Source organism: Ruegeria lacuscaerulensis (assembly GCF_013034685.1).
GTDB classification, from domain to species: Bacteria; Pseudomonadota; Alphaproteobacteria; order Rhodobacterales; family Rhodobacteraceae; genus Ruegeria; species Ruegeria lacuscaerulensis_B.
Genome location: NZ_WQGO01000012.1, coordinates 37,402 through 58,633, shown reverse-complemented (window position 1 = coordinate 58,633; position 21,232 = coordinate 37,402). Strand labels below are relative to the sequence as shown.

The 21,232-nt window shown below is 56.5% G+C and carries 17 protein-coding genes and 1 tRNA gene; 8 read left to right on the top strand and 10 right to left on the bottom strand.

Annotated elements, in window-relative coordinates; all coding sequences use genetic code 11:
* Positions 1-225 precede the first annotated feature (225 nt).
* Both GOV80_RS20715 and GOV80_RS20710 read right to left on the bottom strand, forming a co-directional pair.
* On the bottom strand, positions 226-1,458 hold the full coding sequence (locus tag GOV80_RS20715; RefSeq protein ID WP_170787423.1) for a tetratricopeptide repeat protein: 1,233 nt from the start codon (positions 1,456-1,458) through the stop codon (positions 226-228).
* 144 nt (positions 1,459-1,602) lie between these two features.
* Positions 1,603-2,490 (bottom strand): transferrin-binding protein-like solute binding protein, encoded by an 888-nt coding sequence (locus GOV80_RS20710; RefSeq protein ID WP_170787421.1) that lies wholly within the window; start codon positions 2,488-2,490, stop codon positions 1,603-1,605.
* A 132-nt stretch (positions 2,491-2,622) separates the two neighbouring features.
* Here GOV80_RS20710 and GOV80_RS20705 point away from each other — a divergent pair, with 132 nt between their 5' ends.
* A complete protein-coding gene (locus tag GOV80_RS20705; RefSeq protein ID WP_170787419.1) occupies positions 2,623-3,012 on the top strand; it encodes a hypothetical protein in 390 nt (129 codons plus the stop codon).
* Between the two features lie 304 nt (positions 3,013-3,316).
* On the opposite strand, the gene GOV80_RS22760 is transcribed toward GOV80_RS20705, so the two are convergent.
* From GOV80_RS22760 to GOV80_RS20690, 3 genes are all read right to left on the bottom strand, one after another.
* Positions 3,317-3,442 carry a hypothetical protein gene (locus tag GOV80_RS22760; RefSeq protein ID WP_419555666.1) on the bottom strand — a complete coding sequence of 42 codons (126 nt, stop codon included), beginning with the start codon at positions 3,440-3,442 and terminating at the stop codon, positions 3,317-3,319.
* Positions 3,443-3,506: 64 nt separating this feature from the next.
* Positions 3,507-5,360 (bottom strand): adenylate/guanylate cyclase domain-containing protein, encoded by a 1,854-nt coding sequence (locus GOV80_RS20695; protein WP_170787416.1) that lies wholly within the window; start codon positions 5,358-5,360, stop codon positions 3,507-3,509.
* A 231-nt stretch (positions 5,361-5,591) separates the two neighbouring features.
* Positions 5,592-5,666 (bottom strand) — tRNA-Gln (locus tag GOV80_RS20690).
* Positions 5,667-5,968: 302 nt separating this feature from the next.
* On the opposite strand from GOV80_RS20690, the gene GOV80_RS20685 reads away from it, so the two are divergent.
* Positions 5,969-6,877, top strand: coding sequence for a haloalkane dehalogenase (locus tag GOV80_RS20685; protein ID WP_170768959.1), 909 nt, complete (start codon positions 5,969-5,971; stop codon positions 6,875-6,877).
* A gap of 2 nt (positions 6,878-6,879) precedes the next feature.
* Here GOV80_RS20685 and GOV80_RS20680 read toward each other — a convergent pair whose 3' ends face one another.
* Positions 6,880-7,359, bottom strand: a complete 480-nt coding sequence (locus tag GOV80_RS20680) for an SH3 domain-containing protein (RefSeq protein ID WP_237215965.1) — start codon at positions 7,357-7,359, stop codon at positions 6,880-6,882.
* A gap of 179 nt (positions 7,360-7,538) precedes the next feature.
* Between GOV80_RS20680 and GOV80_RS20675 the strand changes: the two genes are divergently transcribed.
* From GOV80_RS20675 to GOV80_RS20660, 4 genes are all read left to right on the top strand, one after another.
* Complete coding sequence (locus tag GOV80_RS20675; RefSeq protein ID WP_170787414.1) at positions 7,539-8,525, top strand: 2-hydroxyacid dehydrogenase; 987 nt, start codon at positions 7,539-7,541, stop codon at positions 8,523-8,525.
* Positions 8,526-8,570: 45 nt separating this feature from the next.
* The gene (gene ggt / locus GOV80_RS20670) at positions 8,571-10,364 is read left to right on the top strand and encodes a gamma-glutamyltransferase (protein WP_170787412.1); all 1,794 of its coding nucleotides are present in this window, start codon (positions 8,571-8,573) and stop codon (positions 10,362-10,364) included.
* 26 nt (positions 10,365-10,390) lie between these two features.
* The gene (locus GOV80_RS20665) at positions 10,391-11,788 is read left to right on the top strand and encodes an FAD-binding oxidoreductase (protein ID WP_170787411.1); all 1,398 of its coding nucleotides are present in this window, start codon (positions 10,391-10,393) and stop codon (positions 11,786-11,788) included.
* Between the two features lie 137 nt (positions 11,789-11,925).
* The gene (locus GOV80_RS20660) at positions 11,926-14,433 is read left to right on the top strand and encodes a GcvT family protein (RefSeq protein WP_170787410.1); all 2,508 of its coding nucleotides are present in this window, start codon (positions 11,926-11,928) and stop codon (positions 14,431-14,433) included.
* Positions 14,434-14,784: 351 nt separating this feature from the next.
* Here the strand turns inward: GOV80_RS20660 and GOV80_RS20655 are convergent, their stop codons facing one another.
* Together GOV80_RS20655 and GOV80_RS20650 are read right to left on the bottom strand one after the other, a co-directional pair.
* A complete protein-coding gene (locus GOV80_RS20655; RefSeq protein WP_170787409.1) occupies positions 14,785-15,438 on the bottom strand; it encodes a DUF938 domain-containing protein in 654 nt (217 codons plus the stop codon).
* Positions 15,435-16,508 (bottom strand): NAD(P)/FAD-dependent oxidoreductase, encoded by a 1,074-nt coding sequence (locus GOV80_RS20650; RefSeq protein ID WP_170787408.1) that lies wholly within the window; start codon positions 16,506-16,508, stop codon positions 15,435-15,437. The genes GOV80_RS20655 and GOV80_RS20650 overlap by 4 nt, the downstream gene beginning before the upstream one ends.
* A gap of 142 nt (positions 16,509-16,650) precedes the next feature.
* On the opposite strand from GOV80_RS20650, the gene GOV80_RS20645 reads away from it, so the two are divergent.
* Positions 16,651-17,019, top strand: a complete 369-nt coding sequence (locus tag GOV80_RS20645) for a hypothetical protein (RefSeq protein WP_170769817.1) — start codon at positions 16,651-16,653, stop codon at positions 17,017-17,019.
* A gap of 3 nt (positions 17,020-17,022) precedes the next feature.
* Positions 17,023-18,255 (top strand): HlyD family secretion protein, encoded by a 1,233-nt coding sequence (locus GOV80_RS20640; protein ID WP_170787407.1) that lies wholly within the window; start codon positions 17,023-17,025, stop codon positions 18,253-18,255.
* A gap of 27 nt (positions 18,256-18,282) precedes the next feature.
* Here the strand turns inward: GOV80_RS20640 and GOV80_RS20635 are convergent, their stop codons facing one another.
* Positions 18,283-20,037 (bottom strand): adenylate/guanylate cyclase domain-containing protein, encoded by a 1,755-nt coding sequence (locus GOV80_RS20635; RefSeq protein WP_170787406.1) that lies wholly within the window; start codon positions 20,035-20,037, stop codon positions 18,283-18,285.
* 117 nt (positions 20,038-20,154) lie between these two features.
* Complete coding sequence (locus tag GOV80_RS20630; RefSeq protein WP_170768968.1) at positions 20,155-21,228, bottom strand: BMP family ABC transporter substrate-binding protein; 1,074 nt, start codon at positions 21,226-21,228, stop codon at positions 20,155-20,157.
* Between the last annotated feature and the right edge of the window lie 4 nt (positions 21,229-21,232).

Here is a 21,232-nt window from a genome sequence, read left to right as displayed (position 1 = left end):
CCTTTGCGGGTTGCCGGGGGGATCTCGGCTTTTTTTCTCTTTGCCTAACGGAGCATATTTCGGGGCTGGCGGAACAACCAAGTTTGATGCCGGAAAAAAATGCTGAAATAAAAATTAGTTAAGTAGGCGCTTAGGGGGCTAAATTGGGTGTTCGGTATGGTCTCTGCTTGCAGAACCTTCCAAGAAACCCAAAATTTTTTGACTTAGCTCAGCAAATCCCCCTCACTAGAATTCGTTGGTCAGCCCTACTTCAATCGTAGTTTCATGATAACTAAATGCGTCAATTCCACTTTTCACCCGATTATAATTGCCCTCAACGTACGGGATCAGCCCGTTCCCTAATATTGTGTCACGCTTTTCAATTCTGAGACGCAGGCCATACTGATCTTCGTCAGGATTGCCGAAGAAAAGTGGGTTGGTCTCAGAGAACGATTTGACCGCAAAATAGACCTGAGGTTCAATGACAAATCCAGCACCGGCGTCAAACGAGCCAAAAACCTCCAGACCTGCGATGTCATAAGTATCAATGTCGCGATCGGTTGATTTGGTTTCAGCAAAGATTGCAATTCCAACAGTGTTTCGCCCCAAAAATGAACGCCGTACCCCAAATCTCGCATTCACTGTGTGCCCACTGAAGGTATCATCGAATTTATTGTTCAATTTAAACCCTGAAATCGAACCAAACACCGAAACGGCTTGCGAGTTTCTGGTCTCGAACGCAGTCTCTAAACCCAACCTGTCCTCAAAGTGTTCATCGGCAATGAAGCGTGTCGAGACTACTGGGCTAAAAACAACTGTTGTACGTGGAAAAACCAAGCGGGCTCCGCCTCGCGCACCCAAAGTCACGTCGCGAAACGATTTCTCATCTGAAATATCTCCAAATGAGAACACCTCTGCGAAGCCAATTACCCGACGATCTTTTGTTGAAAGCCTGTTCAGACTTTTGCGCCACAACGCTGATACAGAATATCCGACACCATATGTAGTCTTGCTGGAGCGATCTAAAGTTGCTGGTATAGGTATCCCGAAGAAGTCTAATTCAATCTGGTCTGTGTCGTAGTTTCGCGTAGAACCCAATTTTTTTAACCCAAACTCAAAATCCAACTCAAACCCTCGCCGCGCATCAATTTCTGCAATAAAAGTTAGAACTTTTTGTCGAACAGGCTCCGGAATATCACCCGACAGCACCTTAAAAAACTCGGACCGCGAACGGTTCCATTGTTCGCTTAGGAAATAAGCCAGCGCCAACTCCAAGCGCACACGTGTAAGGTTAGGATCTTCCGCAAGAATGCTAAGGTATATTGCAATTGCTGTACTGTAGTCACCGCGGCTAGTGGCGGCGAGCCCCGATTTGAACCTGGCATCGGTGGCGGCCGGATCGGTGGTTGATGCATTCGCTCCACTGGGGACCACGCAAAAGGTTAGAAAAAAGACTACGATCAACCGCAAAAAAGTCATCGCGACCCCACTGGATTATTGTTTTCTTCTGCGATCTGAATGACTCTGTGCACGCCTTTTGGGAACGGTGCGTGAAGTGTCACATATGCCTAATGACTATTCGCAACGGAGTAGTATTGCGTTGGCCGCAATTCAGCTCTTTGCTCAATTTCCGCCGAACGCTCCCATATGCCAGACTCCACCCGGACCGGAAGTTGAATACGTGCCTCCAACTTCGTTGGCAGACGGACCATAAAACTGCCCTTGTGCAGAGCCAGATGTACCCGTTCCCGTCACAGTTGCCGTGAACCCTGAGCCGCTAACCGTGCCTGAACCGCTAAAATCCAGTTCCGGTGCACTGCTCGTTGCGGCTGTGTTGAGATTTACAGCTGCCGTGTTCGCACTATCGATGCTTGCAGTGTTGAAATCCGTGGATACTGTGACCGTGGATACTGTTTGGTATGGCTGGCCATCTGCACGACGAGCCACTCCCAATCCGACGCCCTGATATGTTGCGCTGACTCCAACAGGAACGTCAGTAGCTTCTGTTTTAAGCCCATAACTTCCTGCACCAACGGTTCCTGCGCCTGTGCCGGCCCCTGTCACCCATGCACCATAGGTCTGGTATTCATAACCAGCTTGTCCGGGATTGATAAACGTCGCGGAATCTTGACCATCAGCTGTTACATAGCCTGTAACAAATGGAGCATCGATCCTGGTGTCGCCGTTTCTCGTATCAAATGAAACGGACGATCCAGGTGCGCTAGCTGTCAATGCAACTGGCGTTCCGTTTCTGGTGACTACGCGGGTGGTGCTTTGTGACGGTCCAGATGGGTTAGTTATTACCACTTCCCCAGTAGTGGGGTCGGCAACGTAGTTCGCCGTAACAGCCTGACCGTCTATGTCAGTCGTTCCATTATCGGGAATGTTTGAAAAACCGTTAAACGGCTTAACGGTTGCCCCTGAGTCAATGCTTTCGCTGCCCAAACAAGCCGTCAAGGCCGTGCAAGCCAATGCTCCAGAAATAGTGCGAAATATGAATAGATCAGCCATCTCTTCCTCCCAAAAGAAACTCCGAAAGTACCTCAGTATATATTTTTATTCGAATGTATCGTTGACATGGATCAAGGGGGGTAGCTGCATCTCACGGTACGATGAGAAAAGAACTTGGTGGGGGGAAAGCAAATGAAGACAATTACTTTGAAGTTGATTGCAGCGTTAAGTTTAGCTGCGTTGCTTGGCGCTTGCTCAAGCACGTGGGAAGAAGATGGGATCAACAACTCTGAAATCACGGCGGCAGCGGGTGCGACTAGAACAGCGGACCAGATAGAGTTGTTTAGCGGCAAAACGGCCTCTCAGGAATATACCGTGATCCAAGAAATAAAAGTGGCAGTAAATAAAACTACAGTGTTCAATGAAGATCCGACCGTCACGCAAGTTGAGGCTCGGCTGCGACAGAGCGCGGCTGAGTTGGGCGGGGATGCAGTTGTCAATGTAGTCATATCTCAAGTCAAAGTACGTGCAATGAGTTGGGGAGGTCGCATCGGCGAAGGTACAGTTGTTAAGTACAAATAACTTTGTGTTGTGTCGGTTCACCTATCATGGGGTTGTGCCTATACCGCAGTCAGAAATGCCCCGTGCTCACCCTCGAAATGCCCCCGAAATCGCCCCAGTTTCTCAAGCTTCGCCAAAAAGCCTATAACGATCATCGGAGGGCAAGGATTCCTACCACCCCAGCCAGTTCATTCATACATGGAACGACGACAGGCTCTTGGGGCTAAACCCACCGAGAAATGCCCCAGTTTATGCCCCAGTGGTTTCGGGTGTTACGGGTGTTGAGGGTGGGCCCTCAGAGGTCGTTGAAGGCCCATGCCACGGTTTATAGTCGATCGCGATCGACACCGTTCGCCCAGTAGTCCCAATCGTCGCGCTTGTTATCCGCCGCCGACCCCTCAATCAGGTGCTCAGGACGGACACAGCGCTCGCTATGACAGCGATGACGCACCACCGTCGCCTCATCGATCACCGCCCGGTTAACCACGCAGTAAACGAACCGCGCAGAGGCCACTTTATGGCCGGTTCAATGCCAGCGAATATATTTCTACTAACTCTTCTCTTCCGCGAAGTTTATGCGCGCCAACGCGCTCAAATTCTATTGGGTCGACCAATGCGCTTCGCACTGAACTGGAAACAAGAATATTCACTTCGCCGTTTGCATTGCCCAGAACTCTTCCGGCTTCCTCTAGACGTTGGGCGACATTCACCGCGTCTCCAACTACGGTATAGCTGAGCCTCCCTTCGCTACCGATATTTCCAACGACCACGCGACCGATGTGGATACCTATGCGCAGCCTAACTGAATATGCTAAGCCCACATCTACTCGCCTATGTTGATTGTAGTCCGCAATCCACTTCCCGATATCAATCGCCGCGTTGCAAGCCAAGTCGGCCGCATCGTCTTGATGTTCCAGAGCACCCCAGATCGCCATCACAGAGTCTCCAATAAATTTGTCGATGGTACCACGGTTATTTTGGATACAGCTGGCCAACCCTGCAAAATGATCATTCAGAAACGATGCCGTTTGAGGAGCTGTGAGATGTTCCGACAATGTCGTAAACTCAACAATATCTGTGAACATAATAACCACGTCCCGGTGGGAAGACTTTGTCTGCTTCCCTGCGTTTTGACGCATTAATTGTCTTACCAACCGTTTTGGCACATAGAGTTCAAACCAGCGCAGACCCTCGAGCATGAAATTGTACGAGCGTGCCGCCTCATCCAATTCCCGGAAAAAGGATCCTTCGATCTCATCGACATTCGAAATGTCGAGATCATGCACTCGCTTCGCACTGTCCGACAAGCGGCGCACGGGTTTGGCAATTTCCTGACCAATCAAAGCCGCCACTCCGGCCGATATAACCGCCATGACAAGGCAGAATATGATGGCCCATTTCAAACGAGCCGCTTCCGCAATAATGTCGTGGGTTTCAAAGTAAGTAGCTACGGTAAGTGGCTCAACACCATAGTCAGATAACTCTTCAAAGAATATGACAAACTCCCAATCAGCGTAGGCAACAAAACGAGTATTCGCTCCGGTTAGAAAATACTTCGCGACACTAAATCGGTCATTCGGCTGCCACATTGCTGAAACAATTGGATCGGCAAAACGGTCTTGTTGTGGAAGTGGTACAGCACGGTTCAAACCGGCATAACCAAACGCCATAAGTGGGTGGGCTAAAACAGCGTCCCTACTGTACAGAATGAAGACGTTTGCACCGAATTCCATTTCCTGATCAGCCAAAAATTCAGATAATTTTATGACTGAAATCCAAGCTGACAGGACACCGACTATCGTACCTTTCTGAATGACTGGCCTTTGGTAACTCAGTACAGATTGGCCGTATTCTTCACGCCAGAGAATTTTGCCCCAATGAGCTTTTCCGGAATCAATTGAATCGTCAATAAGGTGTCGCAGGTCGATATCGTCTCCAAGTTTCGAGAATATGGGAAGCGTCTCGTCTTCGGTACGTTCAACACCTGTCAGGACTTGCCGTCTGTCTATGAATTGTATCCGAAGAATTTGAGGGGTCGCTGAAACGGCACCAAGCAATAGGCTAACGAATTCTTCAGAACCGTCCGGTTCAACTTCCTCCGAAGAAATCTTGCTCGCGATAAAATCGATCTGATCTGAAGCTGCGGTTAGATAACGCTCCACTTGTTGACGTTGCGTACCAATTATGAGCTGAGCCTTTTGTGTGAGCAACTCTGAGGTGTTGCGATAGCCAACGACTAACCCCACGCCCAGTACACCAGCTACTGAAGTGAGAACAAAGAAACCCAGCCCAAGTGCCAAAGCGACTGACATCGAGGCATGCCATTCGCTGCCATTCCCTTGGGATGTGTTTCCTTTTAAATCCCCCATGACATGCCCCGTGAACGAGACTATCTATTGGTGTAATTCGTCAGATTATATGCAAATTCTTATTTTTTTGAAAGTTCTGCTTGTAAGATTGAGCCGTGGCATGGGCCTTCAACGACCTCTGAGGGCCCACCCTCAACACCCGTAACACCCGAAACCACTGGGGCATAAACGGGGGCATTTCTCAGAGGGTTTAGCCCCAAGTGCCTGCTGTCTATCTATGTTCTGATGAACTGGCTGGGGTGGTAGGATTCGAACCTACGATACACGGTACCAAAAACCGCTGCCTTACCACTTGGCTACACCCCAACGGTGAGGCGCTATCTACGATTGTTGTTTGGGGGGTTCAAGCCCTTTCCCGCAAAAATATGAACGCAGTCAGAAAAAAATTTGCCAAGATATGTAACCGTTGGAAACGTAGCTTTGAGTTGCTTTTCCGTGCCGGTCATTTCGCGGTTTACCAAGAAAACGTCGGCGGCGCAGGTTGCTTGTTTCAAGTAGATGTCGTCGGTACGATTCTGCGGTAAGTTTCCCAGGGGGTATTGGCGCGCCGGGATCGCGAAGACTGGCACTCGGCCAGGCCAGTGAAATTGCAAAAGGATAGACCGGAAATGAAGTTTCTACGCACGCCGGACGAGCGGTTCCAATCTCTGGAAGGTTACGATTTCGAACCGCATTATTCGATGGTCGATGATACCGAAGGCGGAGAACTTCGGATCCACCATGTGGACGAAGGTCCAGCGGACGCCAACCCTGTTCTGATGATGCATGGCGAACCAAGCTGGTCTTTCCTCTATCGTCACATGATCAAAGGCTTTGTCGCGCGCGGACATCGGGCGGTTGCGCCGGATTTGGTCGGGTTTGGTCGGTCTGACAAACCGACCGAGCGCTCGGATTACACCTATGCGCGCCACGTGTCGTGGATGGGGGACTGGCTGCGCGGGGTGGATCTGACGAATATCACTCTGGTCTGTCAGGATTGGGGCGGGTTGATCGGATTGCGCCTTTGGGCCGAGATGCCGGACCGCTTTGCCCGTATCGTGGTTGCCAACACGGCCCTGCCTACCGGCGATCAGCCGATGGGAGAGGCATTCGAAAACTGGCGTAAATTCAGCCAGGAGGTTCCCGTGTTCCCGGCGGGGGGGATCTTGAAAGGCGGTACGCAAAAGCCGATGTCAGACGACACGATTGCCGCCTATGACGCGCCATTCCCGGACGAAAGCTATAAGGCCGGGGCGCGGCAGTTCCCGATGTTGGTGCCAGCATCGCAGGACGATCCTGAGGCTGAGCCAAACAGAAAAGCCTGGGCTCTTATCCGCACTTTGCAGACCCCGGTGTTGACGGCCTTTGGGGCGGATGACAAGGTCATGGCTGGGATAGATACGGTGTTTCAGCGGCTCTGTCCGGGGGCCAAGGGGCAGCCCCACACAATCCTGCCGGACGCCGGTCATTTTCTGCAGGAAGATGTCGGGGCGGAACTGGTCGATCTGACCTGCGATTTCATCGCCCGAACGTCCTGACGCTATTCCCGGACCTCTTCGGGGTCGACACCCCAGAGGTTGGATTTCAGCGTCCAGCCACGATGCCCTCCGGCCGAGACATGGCACCAGTCCAATGTGCAACTGCCCAGGCGCGCAACTACGCCGGATTCGAATTGCGCGCTGATCTGAGCGCTGGAACTGGGGTTGGCATAGACCGGCAACATATCCGTTTCGATCAGAACGGTGCGCACACCGGATAACAGGGCGTAGTGCACCCAGCCTCCTGCGCCGTCACGGTCCTGAACCCTGCGCCAGTTGCCATATTCGGCGGTGATTTGCAGCGGCATGCCGCGCCGCTTGAACACCCAGTCGATTCGATGAGTCAGGGAGGGCCCGCGCCGCACATTGCCCTCGGCCGCCTTCATCGAGACATAGCGTGGCAGCGGCAGATTCGTGACCGGACCGCGCTTGTCCTGCGCGCTGGCGGCCAGACCTCCGGTCGAGATCAGAAAAACGCTCAACACCGACGCTAAACGGCGCTTTAGGGGTAGAAAACCTCTCACGGACTGCCTGCTCTTGTGCCTGTTGATCTTGTTGCGAAAAAAGCTTGGTTCAATGCCATGGGGTTCTTGTGCCCCGCCTTTTCCTGCGCCACGATGACATGGCGCGCGCAGGTTTGCAAAGCAGTGGGAGTGCACAGGTGCCAAGAGAACGTCTGAGTGTTGTCGTAACGCGACGGTTGCCCGAGGCGGTGGAAACGCGGTTGAGCGAATTGTTCGATGTAAAGCTGCGCGACGACGACGCCCCAATGACGCGGGATGAGCTGGTCGCAGCGGTCAAAACGGCGGATGTGTTGGTTCCCACCGTTACCGATACGATTGATGGCGGGGTGCTGGGGCAGGCGGGTGAAAACCTGCGGCTGATCGCGAACTATGGCGCTGGCGTCGATAATATTGATGTGGCCACCGCGCGTCAGCGGGGCATCCTTGTCTCCAACACGCCCGGTGTGCTGACCGATGACACGGCGGATATGACGATGGCGCTGATCCTCGCCGTGACCCGTCGTATCCCCGAAGGCCTGACAACCATGCAAAAGGGCGAGTGGGAAGGCTGGGCTCCGACCGCCTTACTGGGTGGCCGGATCGGCGGACGTCGGCTGGGTATTCTTGGCATGGGCCGGATCGGTCAGGCCGTGGCGCGTCGCGCCAGCGCTTTTGGAATGCAGGTGCATTATCACAATCGCCGCAGGCTGCGCGCTGAGACGGAACAGGCGCTTGAGGCGACCTATTGGGAAAGCCTGGACCAGATGGTTGCGCGTATGGACGTGATTTCGATCAACTGTCCGTCCACGCCCTCGACTTTTCACCTGATGAATGCGCGGCGGCTGAAGTTGATGAAACCCTCGGCCGTGATCGTGAATACCTCGCGGGGCGAGGTGATAGACGAAAACGCGCTGACCCGGCAGATCCGCGCTGGTGAGATCGCAGGGGCAGGTCTGGACGTCTACGAACACGGCACCGACGTGAACCCGCGATTGCGACAGTTGCCCAACGTGGTTCTGTTGCCCCATATGGGGTCCGCCACGCTGGAGGGTCGGATCGAGATGGGCGAAAAAGTTATCATTAATATCAAGACATTCGAAGATGGGCACCGCCCACCGGATCAGGTGGTTCCTGCAATGCTTTAATCGGCACGGCCGACTGGCCGGGTATCAATTTTTCAGGAGGATACTATGAAACGACGTCTGATTTCCGGCTTGTTCCTGTCGGCTTTGGCCTTTGCGTCACCAGCTTTCGCGCAGGAGGCTGCCGACGCGGTTTCGCCCGAAGGCGGGTCCGAAGGCCAGGTTCAAGGCCTGACCGCCGAGGTCATTGCCGCGCTTGAGGCGAAGATGGAGGGCAAGCCGGTCACTGCGCAGAACTGGATGGTTGCAGCGGCCAACCCGTTGGCGGTTGAGGCCGGGGCCAAGGTGCTGCGGGCAGGGGGGTCGGCCGCGGATGCGATGGTCGCGGTTCAGGTGGTGCTAGGCCTGGTCGAGCCGCAATCCTCTGGTCTGGGCGGTGGTGCGTTTCTGGTCTGGTATGATGCCGCGACTGGCAAGATGACCACGCTGGACGGGCGCGAGACAGCCCCGCTTGAGGCCACTCACCGGCTGTTCCACGACGAAAATGGCGAACCCCTGAAATTCTTCGATGCTGTAGTCGGGGGACTGTCCGTTGGAACACCGGGAACGCCAGCCCTGTTAGAAGAGGCGCATCGCCGCTGGGGTCGAAGCCCGTGGCCCAGCCTGTTTGCGGATGGGATTGCGCTGGCCGAGGACGGATTTCTGGTTTCTCCACGACTGGCGGGGCTGGTCGAAAAGGACGCCGAACGGTTGTCACGCTTCCCTGTGACGGCGGAATATTTCCTGCCGGATGGCAAGCCGTTAGAGCAGGGCCAGCGCCTGATGAACCCCGACTATGCGGAAACACTGCGCACTTTGGCCAGCGAAGGCGCGGCAGGGTTCTACGGTGGCGAGATCGCAGCGGGGATCGTCAGCACGGTGCGTGGGGCGGAAGGAAACCCCGGTGTGCTATCGGGCATTGACCTGGCCCTGTATCAGGTGATCGAGCGCGAGCCGGTCTGTGCCACCTATCGTGCCTACGAGATCTGCGGCATGGGGCCGCCCTCTTCGGGCGCGCTGACAGTTGGGCAGATTTTGGGCATGCTGGATGGTTATGATCTGGCGGCCATGGGACCGGAAGATGTTCAAAGCTGGCGGCTGATCGGCGATGCATCGCGCTTGGCTTTTGCCGACCGGGGGCGGTACATGGCTGATCACGACTTTGTCCCGATGCCGACCAACGGGCTTGTTGACCCGTCTTATCTGTCCGAGCGTGGCGGTCTGTTGAATGAGAGCGAAGCCTTGATCGACGTGGCGCCGGGCAACCCGGCCTTCGATCATGCATCAAACTGGGCGGATGATGAATCTCTGGAATTGCCGTCGACCTCGCATATCTCGATTGTCGATCAATTTGGCAACGTCCTTTCCATGACGACCACGATCGAGAACGGCTTTGGCTCTCGATTGATGACCAACGGGTTTCTGCTGAACAACGAATTGACCGATTTCTCGTTCAAGACGCATCGCGATGGCGTGCCAATTGCCAACCGGTTGGAACCCGGCAAGCGCCCGCGTTCGTCGATGAGCCCGACAATCGTGATGCAGGACGGCGCGCCTGTTCTGGCTATTGGCTCTCCGGGCGGCAGCCGGATCATTGGCTATGTGGCCAAGTCGATCATCGCGTGGGCGGATTGGGATATGGACGTGCAGCAGGCTCTGTCCCTGCCGCATCTGGTCAACCGGTTCGGGACTTATGATGTTGAGCTGGGAACAGCGGCCGAAGGGTATGCAGATCAGTTGACTGCGCTTGGGTATGAGGTCAATCCACGGGATCTGACCTCGGGCCTGCACGCGATTGAGATCGGGGATGTCCTGATCGGCGGCGCAGATCCACGTCGCGAAGGAATTGCGCTGGGCGAATAGCCCGGCGATCAGGGGGGAGGAACAGTATGGTGCAGGCAGTCGCTTTGCCTCGGAACGAGGCTGGGATCGAAACGGTCATAGGCGTTCTAAAGCAGAAATTCGGCGACCGCCTGCAAACCGGCCAGGCCATTCGGGAACAGCATGGGCACACGACGACGTGGATTGAAAACCAGTCCCCGGATGCTGTGGTGTTTCCTCAGACCACTGCAGAAGTGTCCGAGATTGTCAAAACCTGCGCCACGCATAAAGTGCCGGTGATCGCTTTTGGCACCGGCACCTCGCTCGAGGGGCATGTCAATGCGCCGGCCGGAGGTATCTCGGTCGACCTGACCCAGATGAACAAGGTTCTGACCGTGAATGCCAGTGATCTGGACTGTGTCGTGCAGCCCGGCGTCACGCGTGAGGATCTGAACAAGCATCTTCGCGATCAGGGATTGTTCTTCCCCATCGACCCCGGCGCCAATGCCTCATTAGGGGGGATGGCGTCAACGCGGGCTTCAGGGACGAATGCAGTGCGCTATGGCACGATGAAGGACAATGTCCTCAGCCTCGAGGCGGTGATGCCGGACGGGCGGATCATTCGCACCGGGCAACGGGCCAAGAAATCCTCGGCCGGGTACGACCTAACGCGGTTGTTGATAGGGGCCGAAGGGACGCTAGGGGTCATCACGGAAATCACTTTGCGGCTGCAAGGCATCCCCGAGGCGATTTCTTCGGCGCGCTGTTCCTTTCCAACCGTGGATGCGGCTTGCCAGGCGGTGATGATGACCATCCAATACGGCGTTCCCGTGGCCCGGATCGAGTTGCTGGACGAAATGTCGGTAAAGGCGGCCAATGCCTATTCCAATCTGACATTGCCCGAAACGCCACTGCTTTTGCTCGAATTCCATGGCTCGGAAAACGGCGCGATCGAGCAGGCAGAAACCTTCGGTCAGATTGCCGAAGAATTCGGCGGTACCGATTTTGCGGCAACCTCGACCACTGAGGAACGCAGTAAGCTGTGGCAGGCGCGGCACGACATCTATTGGGCTTGTCTGCAGCTGCGTCCGGGTGCACGCGGAATTTCAACCGATGTTTGCGTGCCCATTTCGCGTTTGGCCGAATGTGTCACCGCCACACAAAACAAGGCAGAGGAACTTGGGTTGATCGCGCCTATGGTCGGCCATGTCGGGGACGGGAATTTCCATACCTTGTTGCTGATCGATATGGAAAACGCCGACGAGGTGGCCAATGCCGATCAGTTTGTCGGCTGGTTGAATGAATTGGCCATTTCGATGGACGGCACCTGCACCGGCGAGCATGGAATAGGGCAGGGCAAACGCCCCTATCTGATCAAGGAGCTGGGGGACGCAACCCGCTATATGGCGGCGATCAAGGTGGCGCTCGACCCGGAAAATATCATGAACCCCGGCAAGATCCTGTAGCGGCTTTCACTGTCATTTGAGCGATTGCTGACGCCAAAAGTCGGTTTTGCACTTTTTTGCGTCGGCTGGACTTGGCGCTTAGGCCTCGGGCTTGGGCATAAACCTTGCAAATTAGACTCAATCCGGAGAACGGGCGAATGAAAACCCAAGTCAAAGCACTGGTCGTTGGCGGTGGTGCCGTCGGGACCTCGATTGCATACCACCTTGCCAAGGCAGGCTGGGACGATGTGATGCTGATCGAACGTGACGAGCTGACCTCGGGCTCCACTTGGCACGCGGCTGGCCTGCTGCCACTGTTCAACATGTCCTACGCGACAACCCACATCCACAAATACTCGGTCGATTTCTACAAGACACTTGAGGAAGAGACTGGCTTAAATGCTGGCTTTGCCGTGGTTGGCAACCTGCGCATGGCGCAGACGCAAGAGCGTATGGACGAATACATGCTCTATGCCTCGACCGCCGAGACCTGCGATGTGGCCTATGAGTGGCTGACGCCCGAGCAGATCAAGGAACGCTGGCCGCTGATCGAAACCGGCGATCTGAAGGGCGCGATCTATCACACCGAAGATGGCTATATTAACCCCGCAGACGTGACACAGGCGATGGCCAAAGGTGCCCGCCAGCGCGGCGTGGATATCGTGCGCAAGATGCAGGCCGATGCCTTCCACTGGAACGGCACCCACTGGGAAGTCACCTGCACCAAGATGGTCGAAAAAGGCGGCAACCTCGTGCCGTCGGATGAGCAGGTCGTCATCACTGCCGAGCATGTCGTGACCGCATCGGGCAACCATGCGCAGCGCACCGCCAAGATGCTGGGAATCAAGATGCCTGCCATCCCGGTCGAGCACACCTTTATCGTCATGGACAAAGACCCCGAGCTGGTCAAATGGCGCGAAGCAGGCAACCCGGAACACCCCGTCGTCCGTGACGCCGATAATGAATCCTACGCGCGTGAAGAACGTGGCGGCTGGATTCTGGGCATCTACGAACATGGCGCGCCAGCGCAGTTCGAATATGGTGTGCCGGACAGCTTCCGCGCGGACCTGTTCCCGCTGGATATCGACCGGATTGCCGACCAGTACATGGCGATGGCCGAGCGTGTACCCTCTTGCGCCGAATCCGGCCTGAAAGACGATTTCAACGGCCCGATCTGCTATACGCCTGATGGCAACCCGCTGGTTGGCCCCGCTCCGGGCCTGCGCAACATGTGGCTGGCCGAGGGCTTCTCGTTCGGGATCACTGCTGCAGGCGGTACTGGCTATTATCTGGCGCAGATGATGGTTGACGGCGAAGCCGAGATCGACATGGCCTCGCTGGACCCCAAACGGTATTCGTCGAACTGGATGACCACCGAATTCGCGGCGCGCAAGAACGAAGAATGCTACGAGCACGTCTACATCCTGCACCACCCCGACGAAGAGCGCGAAGCCTGCCGTCCGTTGCGTACTGTTCCGGCCTATGACCGCCAGAAAGCGCGTGGCGCACAATTCGGCTGGGTGAACGGCTGGGAACGTCCGAACTATTTTGGCCCCGTCGATGCGCCGGATAACTTCGACAAGGAAAGCCGCAGCTTCCGTCGCGGTGGTTGGTGGAAACACGCTGTGGAAGAGGCCAAAGCGATCCGCGAAGGCGTTGGCCTGATCGACGCGTCGGCCTTCACCAAGCATGTCGTCAAAGGCCCCGGCGCGACCCAGTTTCTGGATTGGTTCACCTGTAACAAGCTGCCCAAGGTCGGTCGCATCAACCTGACCTACGCGCTGACCTCGCATGGGACCACCCGCACTGAATACACCATCGTCCGCAATGGCGAGAATCACTACTACATCGTCTCCGCAGGTGCCTGGACCGAGTATGACGCGGACTATCTGCGAAAAGCGGCCGAGGACAAGATGGAGGAGTTTGGGTATATCGAGATACAGGATGTGACCACTCAGTGGGGTGTCTTCGCCATCGCCGGACCCAAGTCGCGTGATGTCCTGAAAACGGTCATCAAAGACGCCGATCCGGAAACCGCACTGTCCAACAAGCGCTTCCCATGGCTGTCGGCCCGTCAGATCGAACTGGGCATGTGCCCCGTGAACGCCATCCGTGTGGCCTATACCGGTGAGCTGGGTTGGGAACTGCACCACCCGATCGAAATGCAGAACTATTTGTTCGATTTGTTGGAAAAGGCTGGTGAGAAACACGGTATGAAGCTGGTTGGTGCCCGCGCGCAGAACTGGCTGCGTCAGGAGAAATCCTATCGCGCCTTCGGCACCGAACTGGGCCGCGACGCGACCCCGCTGGAAGCCGACCTGCCGCGCTTTGTCGACCTGTCGAAAGATTTCTACGGCAAGGTCAAGCTGGAAGAGACCGGTGTGCGCTTCAAGTGCTGCACCCTTCTGATCGACGGACCAGACGATGCCGACCCGTGGGGGCGCGAAGCGCTCTATACGCCCGAAGGCGCGCGCGTGGGTCGTTTGACCTCGGGCGGGTATTCGGTGGCCTTCGAGAAATCGATCGGCATGGGCTATGTGCCCCCCGAGCTGGCAGTTGAAGGCACCAAGCTACAAGTCAAAATTCAGGACAGGCTGTGGGATGCGGTTGTGACTTGTGACAGCCCCTATGATCCTAAGAACGAAACGATCCGTAAAGACGGTTGATTCTGAGCTTAGCTGTAGGCGGGGCTCCAAAATGGGCCGCCTAAGGCGGCCCATGCCTCCGGCGGAGGTATTTTCAAACAGAAGAAGCGGGGGCTGGTGACATGATCCAGCCCCCCTGCTTTTGGCTAGGGGGGCCTTCTCCTGTTACGGCCAACGGCGCCTCCGCCTGTACCGCAAAATCACTATTGCTCATCAGAGTTAACGACCCGTTACTTCTTCTGTTCAAAAATACCTCCGCCGGAGGCAAACCTGCTTAAGCAGGTTTTCGTGGCGCATCTCTGGGGAGAAATATTACGTGGTTTCCGAAGATGGATTGGATAGGGCCCATCCTTGGCAGAGAACTTATTCTCATCAAGTGCCCGAGTTTTCCGCAATGAAAGCGATATTGTTTGCTGGCATCTCTGATATTTTGAGAATCGTTAGACCTCGGGCCTGCATATACGCGGCAATTTCGGAGTCATTCTTATAGCCGATCTCGGGGTCTTGTTGGACCAGGGCCTGGTGAAACCGTTGATCACCATCGCTGGTCAATTTGCCCGCGCGCATGAAAGGACCGTATAGGATAAATCGCCCTTTAGGCTCCAGCGCCTTTGAAACCTCAGTTAGAATCGTGCAGGTTTCAACCCAGCTGATAAGATGGGTCAGATTAATCAGGACGATAAGATCCTTGCCGCCAAATTCTCGATGCCATCCCTCCGCCGTGGCGTCCAGAGTGGCGGCGACTTTGATGTTCTCTTGCTCGATCGTGTATGTATTGATGCTGGCGCGGCGGTCGGGGTCGATCTCAGTCGGGTGCCAGGTCAGGCCGGGCAGGCGCTGGGCAAAGGCGCTCACATGCTGGCCTGTCCCGCTGGCAATTTCCAATGCGTTCCCGCTGTCAGGGGCCCATTGCGCCAGCAGATCGCAGAGCACATCTGCATTGCGGGTCGCAGCAGGCGCGACCATTCGGGCACCCTCGACCTGAGTTGCAACGCTGGCGTTAGGAGGAAGGGTTCGTTTGCTCATTGTCGCAGCCTGTCGGGTTTAAGGGCGTTCACAATTTCCGCGTCCAGGTCGGGCGGTGCGCCGATTGCCAAGTCGGCAACTAATTTAGACGCGGCCGCCGCGGTTTGAAACCCATAGCCACCTTGGCCAGCCGACCAGATAAAATTGGGTTCGGTCGGGTCCGGTCCCAGAACCAGCGTCCCATCAGGGGCAAAACTGCGTAGCCCCGCCCAGTTTGTCTCGACCCGCGTGACGGCTTCGGTCACCATTTCTTCATAGCGCGCAAGCCCTTCCGCCAAGACCAAGTCGTCGGCATAAGCGTCATGCGGTGGTACCGGGTCAGCCTCGGATGGCGAGACGATCAATTTCCCAGCATCGGGCTTTGCGTACCAGCTTTCCCCAGCACCCAGCAGCATTGGCCAATCTCGCAAATCATGACCGCCCGGCGCGGGAAGACGCGCCATCGATCGACGTAGTGGAGATATCCCGATCGGTTTGATCCCTGCTAATGCCGCGACCTGGTCCACCCACGGCCCGGCTGCGTTGACAATTACGCGAGCTTCAAAGCTGCCGTTGGCCTCGACAATCCAGTTTCGATCCCGGCGCAGCGCGGTGACGCGGGATTTCGTCAGAATGTCTCCGCCATTGCGTCGGATCGCTTGTGCAAAGCTCTGCATAAGACGGTCGGTATCGATGTCGAACGCGGCGTCGCTGATCGCTGCAAAGCGAACGGCGTCAGCGTTGAGGATTGGGATTCGATTCACAGCTTCGGCAATTGATATGGGATGCATGTTCAAGGATGCGGTATCATTGGACATTTGCAGGGCTTGATCTGCTCGACCCACCAGCATCAGGCCACGCGGTGTCAGATAACCACCCTTGTCGGTCTTCAGAAAGCTGGCGCTGGCCCGGTTCAAGGCAACGACAGACTCTGGGCCGTAGTTCTCTTCAAATAGTGCGGCTGAACGCCCCGACGCGTGATAGCCCAGGGCGTCTTCGGCCTCCAAAACCACAACCCGTCCATGGGCTGACAGGCGCGCGCCAGCGCTGAGCCCGGCGATACCGCCACCGATGACTAGGAAATCTATCATATCCCTCTCTTCGCAGAGTGCGGGGCGAAGTACACAAGGTTTGCTGCCGATCTACAAGCAGGGTTGAAATTGCACCTCAACCCATACAAAGAATGCCCCATTGATATAGGAGGATAGGGTGACTGGCGATAACTTACACCCGATGGCCACGGGACATATACCGTCCTACGTGACCCAGGCCGATGGCAGCGACTTTCTTTTAACGTTTATGTTCATTTTTACGGTTGGAGTGATCATTTTGATTGGGGTGGGATATTTCACCCTGCATTCGATCCCAGAAAAAATCGCACATGAATCCAACCACCCCCAGTTCCAACTGGTTGGTATTCTAGCGCTTCTTGCGCTGTTTACTCATAATGGTCTGTTTTGGATTGCTGCCATTCTGGTTGCCGGATTCCAGTTCCCTGACATTGGTGCCCCTTTGCGGGCCATCGCAGATGCGATCCGATCGTTGGGTCCGCAAGCGCAAGACCCAGCCACGCCTCCTCGGGCGGAACATCAGGAGCAATAAGGCATGCTTGAAACACTGATGTGTGCACTGATCACGGTGCTGCCTGATTTTCTGTTCCGTCGTTACGTGCAGGGCAAACGGATAGGCCATGAAATTACGCTGTTCACCATGTGGTACGAGCTGCGCTGGGGGCTGACGACCTGTGCCATTCTGGCACTGACGGTGATCACGACGCTGTTTTACTTTCACCCGGCCAGCCGGACGGCAGCGTCCTATTTCCGCACCGTGACGATCCTGCCGCAACTGGGAGGGCGCGTGTCCGAGGTCTATGTGTCCAACAACCAGCAGGTGGTCGCAGGTCAGCCGATCTTCCGAATGGAGGATTTTACCCAAACGGCGATGGTCGAGGCTGCTCATGCGCAGATCGCGCAGGTTCAGGCCTCGTTGAAAGTGGCCGAGACAGACCTGGCCGAAGCAACCGCCGGGATTGCGGGTGCCAAAGCCTCATTGGATCAGGCGATTGAAGACCTTGAGCGCAACACCACGCTGCGCGACGAGGGATCCAGCGCCGTGCGTCTGGCCGAGATCGACCGGCTGGAAAACATCGTCGCCGAACGCGAAGCCAAGCTGGTGGCGGCCGAGGCGCAACGGGCCGCGGTTGTGCAACAGATCGAAGAGCTGATCCCGGCGCAGCTGGCCAGTGCAAATGCGCAACTGGACGCCGCCCTGACCGAGCTGGACAAGACAGTGGTTGCCGCGGGCGTGACGGGCCGGATCGAACAATTCGGCCTGCAAGTTGGCGATTTTGTCAGCCCTTTGCTGCGGCCTGCGGGAATTCTGGTGCCGTCGCATTCGGGTCATGACCGGTTTCAGGCGGCGTTCAACCAGATGGCGGCCCAGGTAATCAAGCCGGGCATGGTGGGCGAACTGGGCTGCATGACCAAGCCTTTTACGGTCATTCCTATGGTTGTGGTCGATGTGCAGGACGTGATCCCATCAGGGCAACTCCGCCCTTCGGATGAACTGCGCGATGTGCAGACCAATACAAATCCGGGGTCCATTCTGGTCTATATGGAGCCGTTGTATAAAGGGATGGCTGGCGACATTCCTCCGGGCAGCAACTGTTTGGCGAATGTCTATACCAGCAATCATGAACGGCTGGAACATGAGGATCTCGGCTTCTGGCACGCGGCGTTCTTGCACGTGGTTGATACAATTGGAGTGGTTCATGCGGCGGGCTTGCGCCTGCGGTTGATCCTGATGCCGGTGAACACGTTGGTGCTGAGCGGGCACTGATTTCAACTTGGTCTGGCCGGGTGCACGTTATACGGCCAGACCGTTGCGGTGCAGCCCCGCAAAAACCTTGTCGTTACGGGCGTCGTCGTAGGGCCGCCAGTCCCGCATCCGGTCGACATAGCCCTCGGACAGGCCTTCGCAGGCGGCCAGAGCCTCCTGTGCTTCATCCACGCGGTCCAAGGCAGCAAGGCAGATGGCGCGGCGATACAGCATGTTGGGATCGTTGGGGCGCACATTGACGGCACGATCTGCCCAGTCCAACGCTTCGATATTTTCACCCGCAACCAGATACATCCGGGCAATTGCCCAGAAATAGAACCCCCGGTCCGGTTCCCGCGGAGACAAGGCCAGAGCCTTGCGTATTTCCTCGGCTGCCTGTGGGCCGATACTGGGATCGGCAAGTTCGGACCGGTTGAAATAGGCCAGTTTAGCGCGTGTAAAAAAGGGGTTTAGGCGGATCGCGTATTCCAATTCCTTCAGGCTTAACGCCTTCTCTCCCTGCCAGACATAGGCTGTCGACATCACATAATGCGCAAACGGAGATTTATTGGCCAGTTCCAACCCTTTTTGCGCAGCGGCCACTCCCTTGGCCAACACGTCCTTTGAACGCTCGGACGCACCAAACCCATATTCCTTGAGATAGGCCCATCCCAGCCCCGCCCAGGCATCACCATAGTCTTCATCCAGTGCCACAGCGGCCTGAAACTCAACCTGTGCCGCTTGCAAATCTTCCAGCCCCGGCTTTCTAAGTCCCGACATCCCCCGCAGGTACCTTTCCCACGCCCCCAGATGGTCGGGGCGTTTACGGCGAATGCGGTCGATCTCTCCCTCGACTAGCTCGGTGTCCAATGCGGTGACGACACGCAAGGTGATGTCGTCCTGAATCTCGAACACATCTTCGAACGGCCGGTCGTATTTCTCGGACCAGAGGGCAAGCCCGGTTGTTACCTCGATATATTCCACCGTCACCCGCACCCGAGGGCCCGACCGGCGCAATGTTCCAGTCACAAGATACTGCGCCCCCAAAACCCGTGCGGCGTCTTCGACGCTCAGTTCTGGGTTCAGGGACAGGCTGGACGCGCCCGAGACAACCGGCACCCGGCCCATCTGTTGCAGGCCTGAGATGATGTCGTCGGCCAGCCCTTCGGCGAAAAAGGCATGTTCAGGATCGGGGGAGTGGTTCTGGAAAGGCAAGACCGCAAGGGTCGGTGGACCTGTTCGGATTACGGGTTGGGACAGCGCGGGCGACGTCCCCTCGGCCTGCCAGCGAAACACGGTCAGAGGGCGCGAAATGTTCTTGAGCTGATGTTGGCCATCATGTGTCAGGTCTTTTGTTTTGCCCTGCGGCAGCGCATCGACAAATGCCTGCGAGGCGGCCAGCCCCCCGGCGTGGCAAAGGCCTTCCAATCGGGCGGCAATATTGACGCCGTCGCCCAGAATGTCCTGATCGTCAACGAACACATCCCCAAGATGCGCCCCAATGCGCAGCAGGATGCGCGCGTCTGGCGGCTGCTGCCGAGCCTGCGCTGCGGCCTCGGTCTGAATCCGCATCGCAGCGGTCAGCGCGGTGTCAGGCTCCGGGAATTCGGCCAGAAATCCGTCGCCCATCGTTTTGACCAATCGTCCCTGATTTTGTTCCAGCGCGGGCGAGATGATCGTGTTCCGCAGATGCCGTACAGCGCGCAGGGTTCCGACCTCATCGGTTTCGGTCAGATGGGCGTAGCCCAGCACATCCATGGCCAGAATGGCGGCACGTCGTTTGCCGTCCAGAAAATCCTCCATCGCGGTCCCTCGCAAGCCGTGCCTTGGGCAATCTTACGCGGTTTGCGCCATGAATGCATGACAAGAAAAAAGCCCGCCAAACGAGGCGGGCTTTGTCCAATGCTATTTACGCGTGGCTTACTGCGGGATCTCGCCGTCCAGCCCTTCGACGTAGAAGTTCATGCCTGCCAGCGTACCGTCATCAGCGGTTTCGCCATCCGCCAGCCAATCGCTGCCGTCCTGCTTCTTCAGCGGGCCGGTGAAGGGGTGGTATTCGCCTGCGGCCATCGCGGCTTTCAAGGCCAGCGCCTCTTCCTTGACGTCGGCAGGTACGGCGTCGGAAATCTCACCGATCTCAACCATGCCTTCTTTGATGCCGTCCCAGGTGCTTACGGTCTCCCACGAGCCATCCATGACGGCCTGCGTGCGGGCGATATAGTAAGGTGCCCAGTTGTCGATGATCGACGAAACACGCGGGAAGGGTGCGTATTCGCTCATGTCCGAGGCTTGGCCAAAGGTGACAACATTACCTGCCTCTTGCGCGGCCGCTTGCGGGGCGGTCGAGTCGGTGTGCTGCAGAATCACGTCGGCGCCCTGTTCGATCAGAACGGTGGCGGCGTCAGCCTCTTTCGCCGGGTCGAACCAAGTGTAGGCCCAGACGATCTTGAATTCGACATCCGGGTTCACCTTCTTGGCGTGGATATAGGCCGAGTTGATGCCACGGATCACTTCGGGGATTGGGTAGGACCCGATATAGCCGATGATGTTCGACTTGGTCATTTTGCCCGCGATGTGACCCTGCACCGCGCGGCCCTCATAGAAACGTGCCGAATATGCCGAGACGTTAGGAGCGGTCTTATATCCGGTCGCGTGTTCGAACTTCACGTTCGGGAATTTCTTGGCCACGTTGATAGTGGGGTCCATGTAGCCGAACGAGGTGGTAAAGATCAGATCTGCGCCTTCCAGCGCCATCTGGGTCATCACACGTTCAGCATCCGGGCCTTCGGGGACGGATTCAACGAACACGGTCTCGACCTTGTCGCCAAAGTGCTTTTCGACCGCCTGACGGCCCTTGTCATGCTCATATGTCCAGCCGCCATCGCCGACGGGGCCGACATAGACAAAGCCGACCTTGGTCTTGTCTTCGGCCATGGCCCCCGTGGCCAGACCCAGCGCCACGGCGGCGCTTGTCAGTAGAGTGGTGAATTTCATGTGT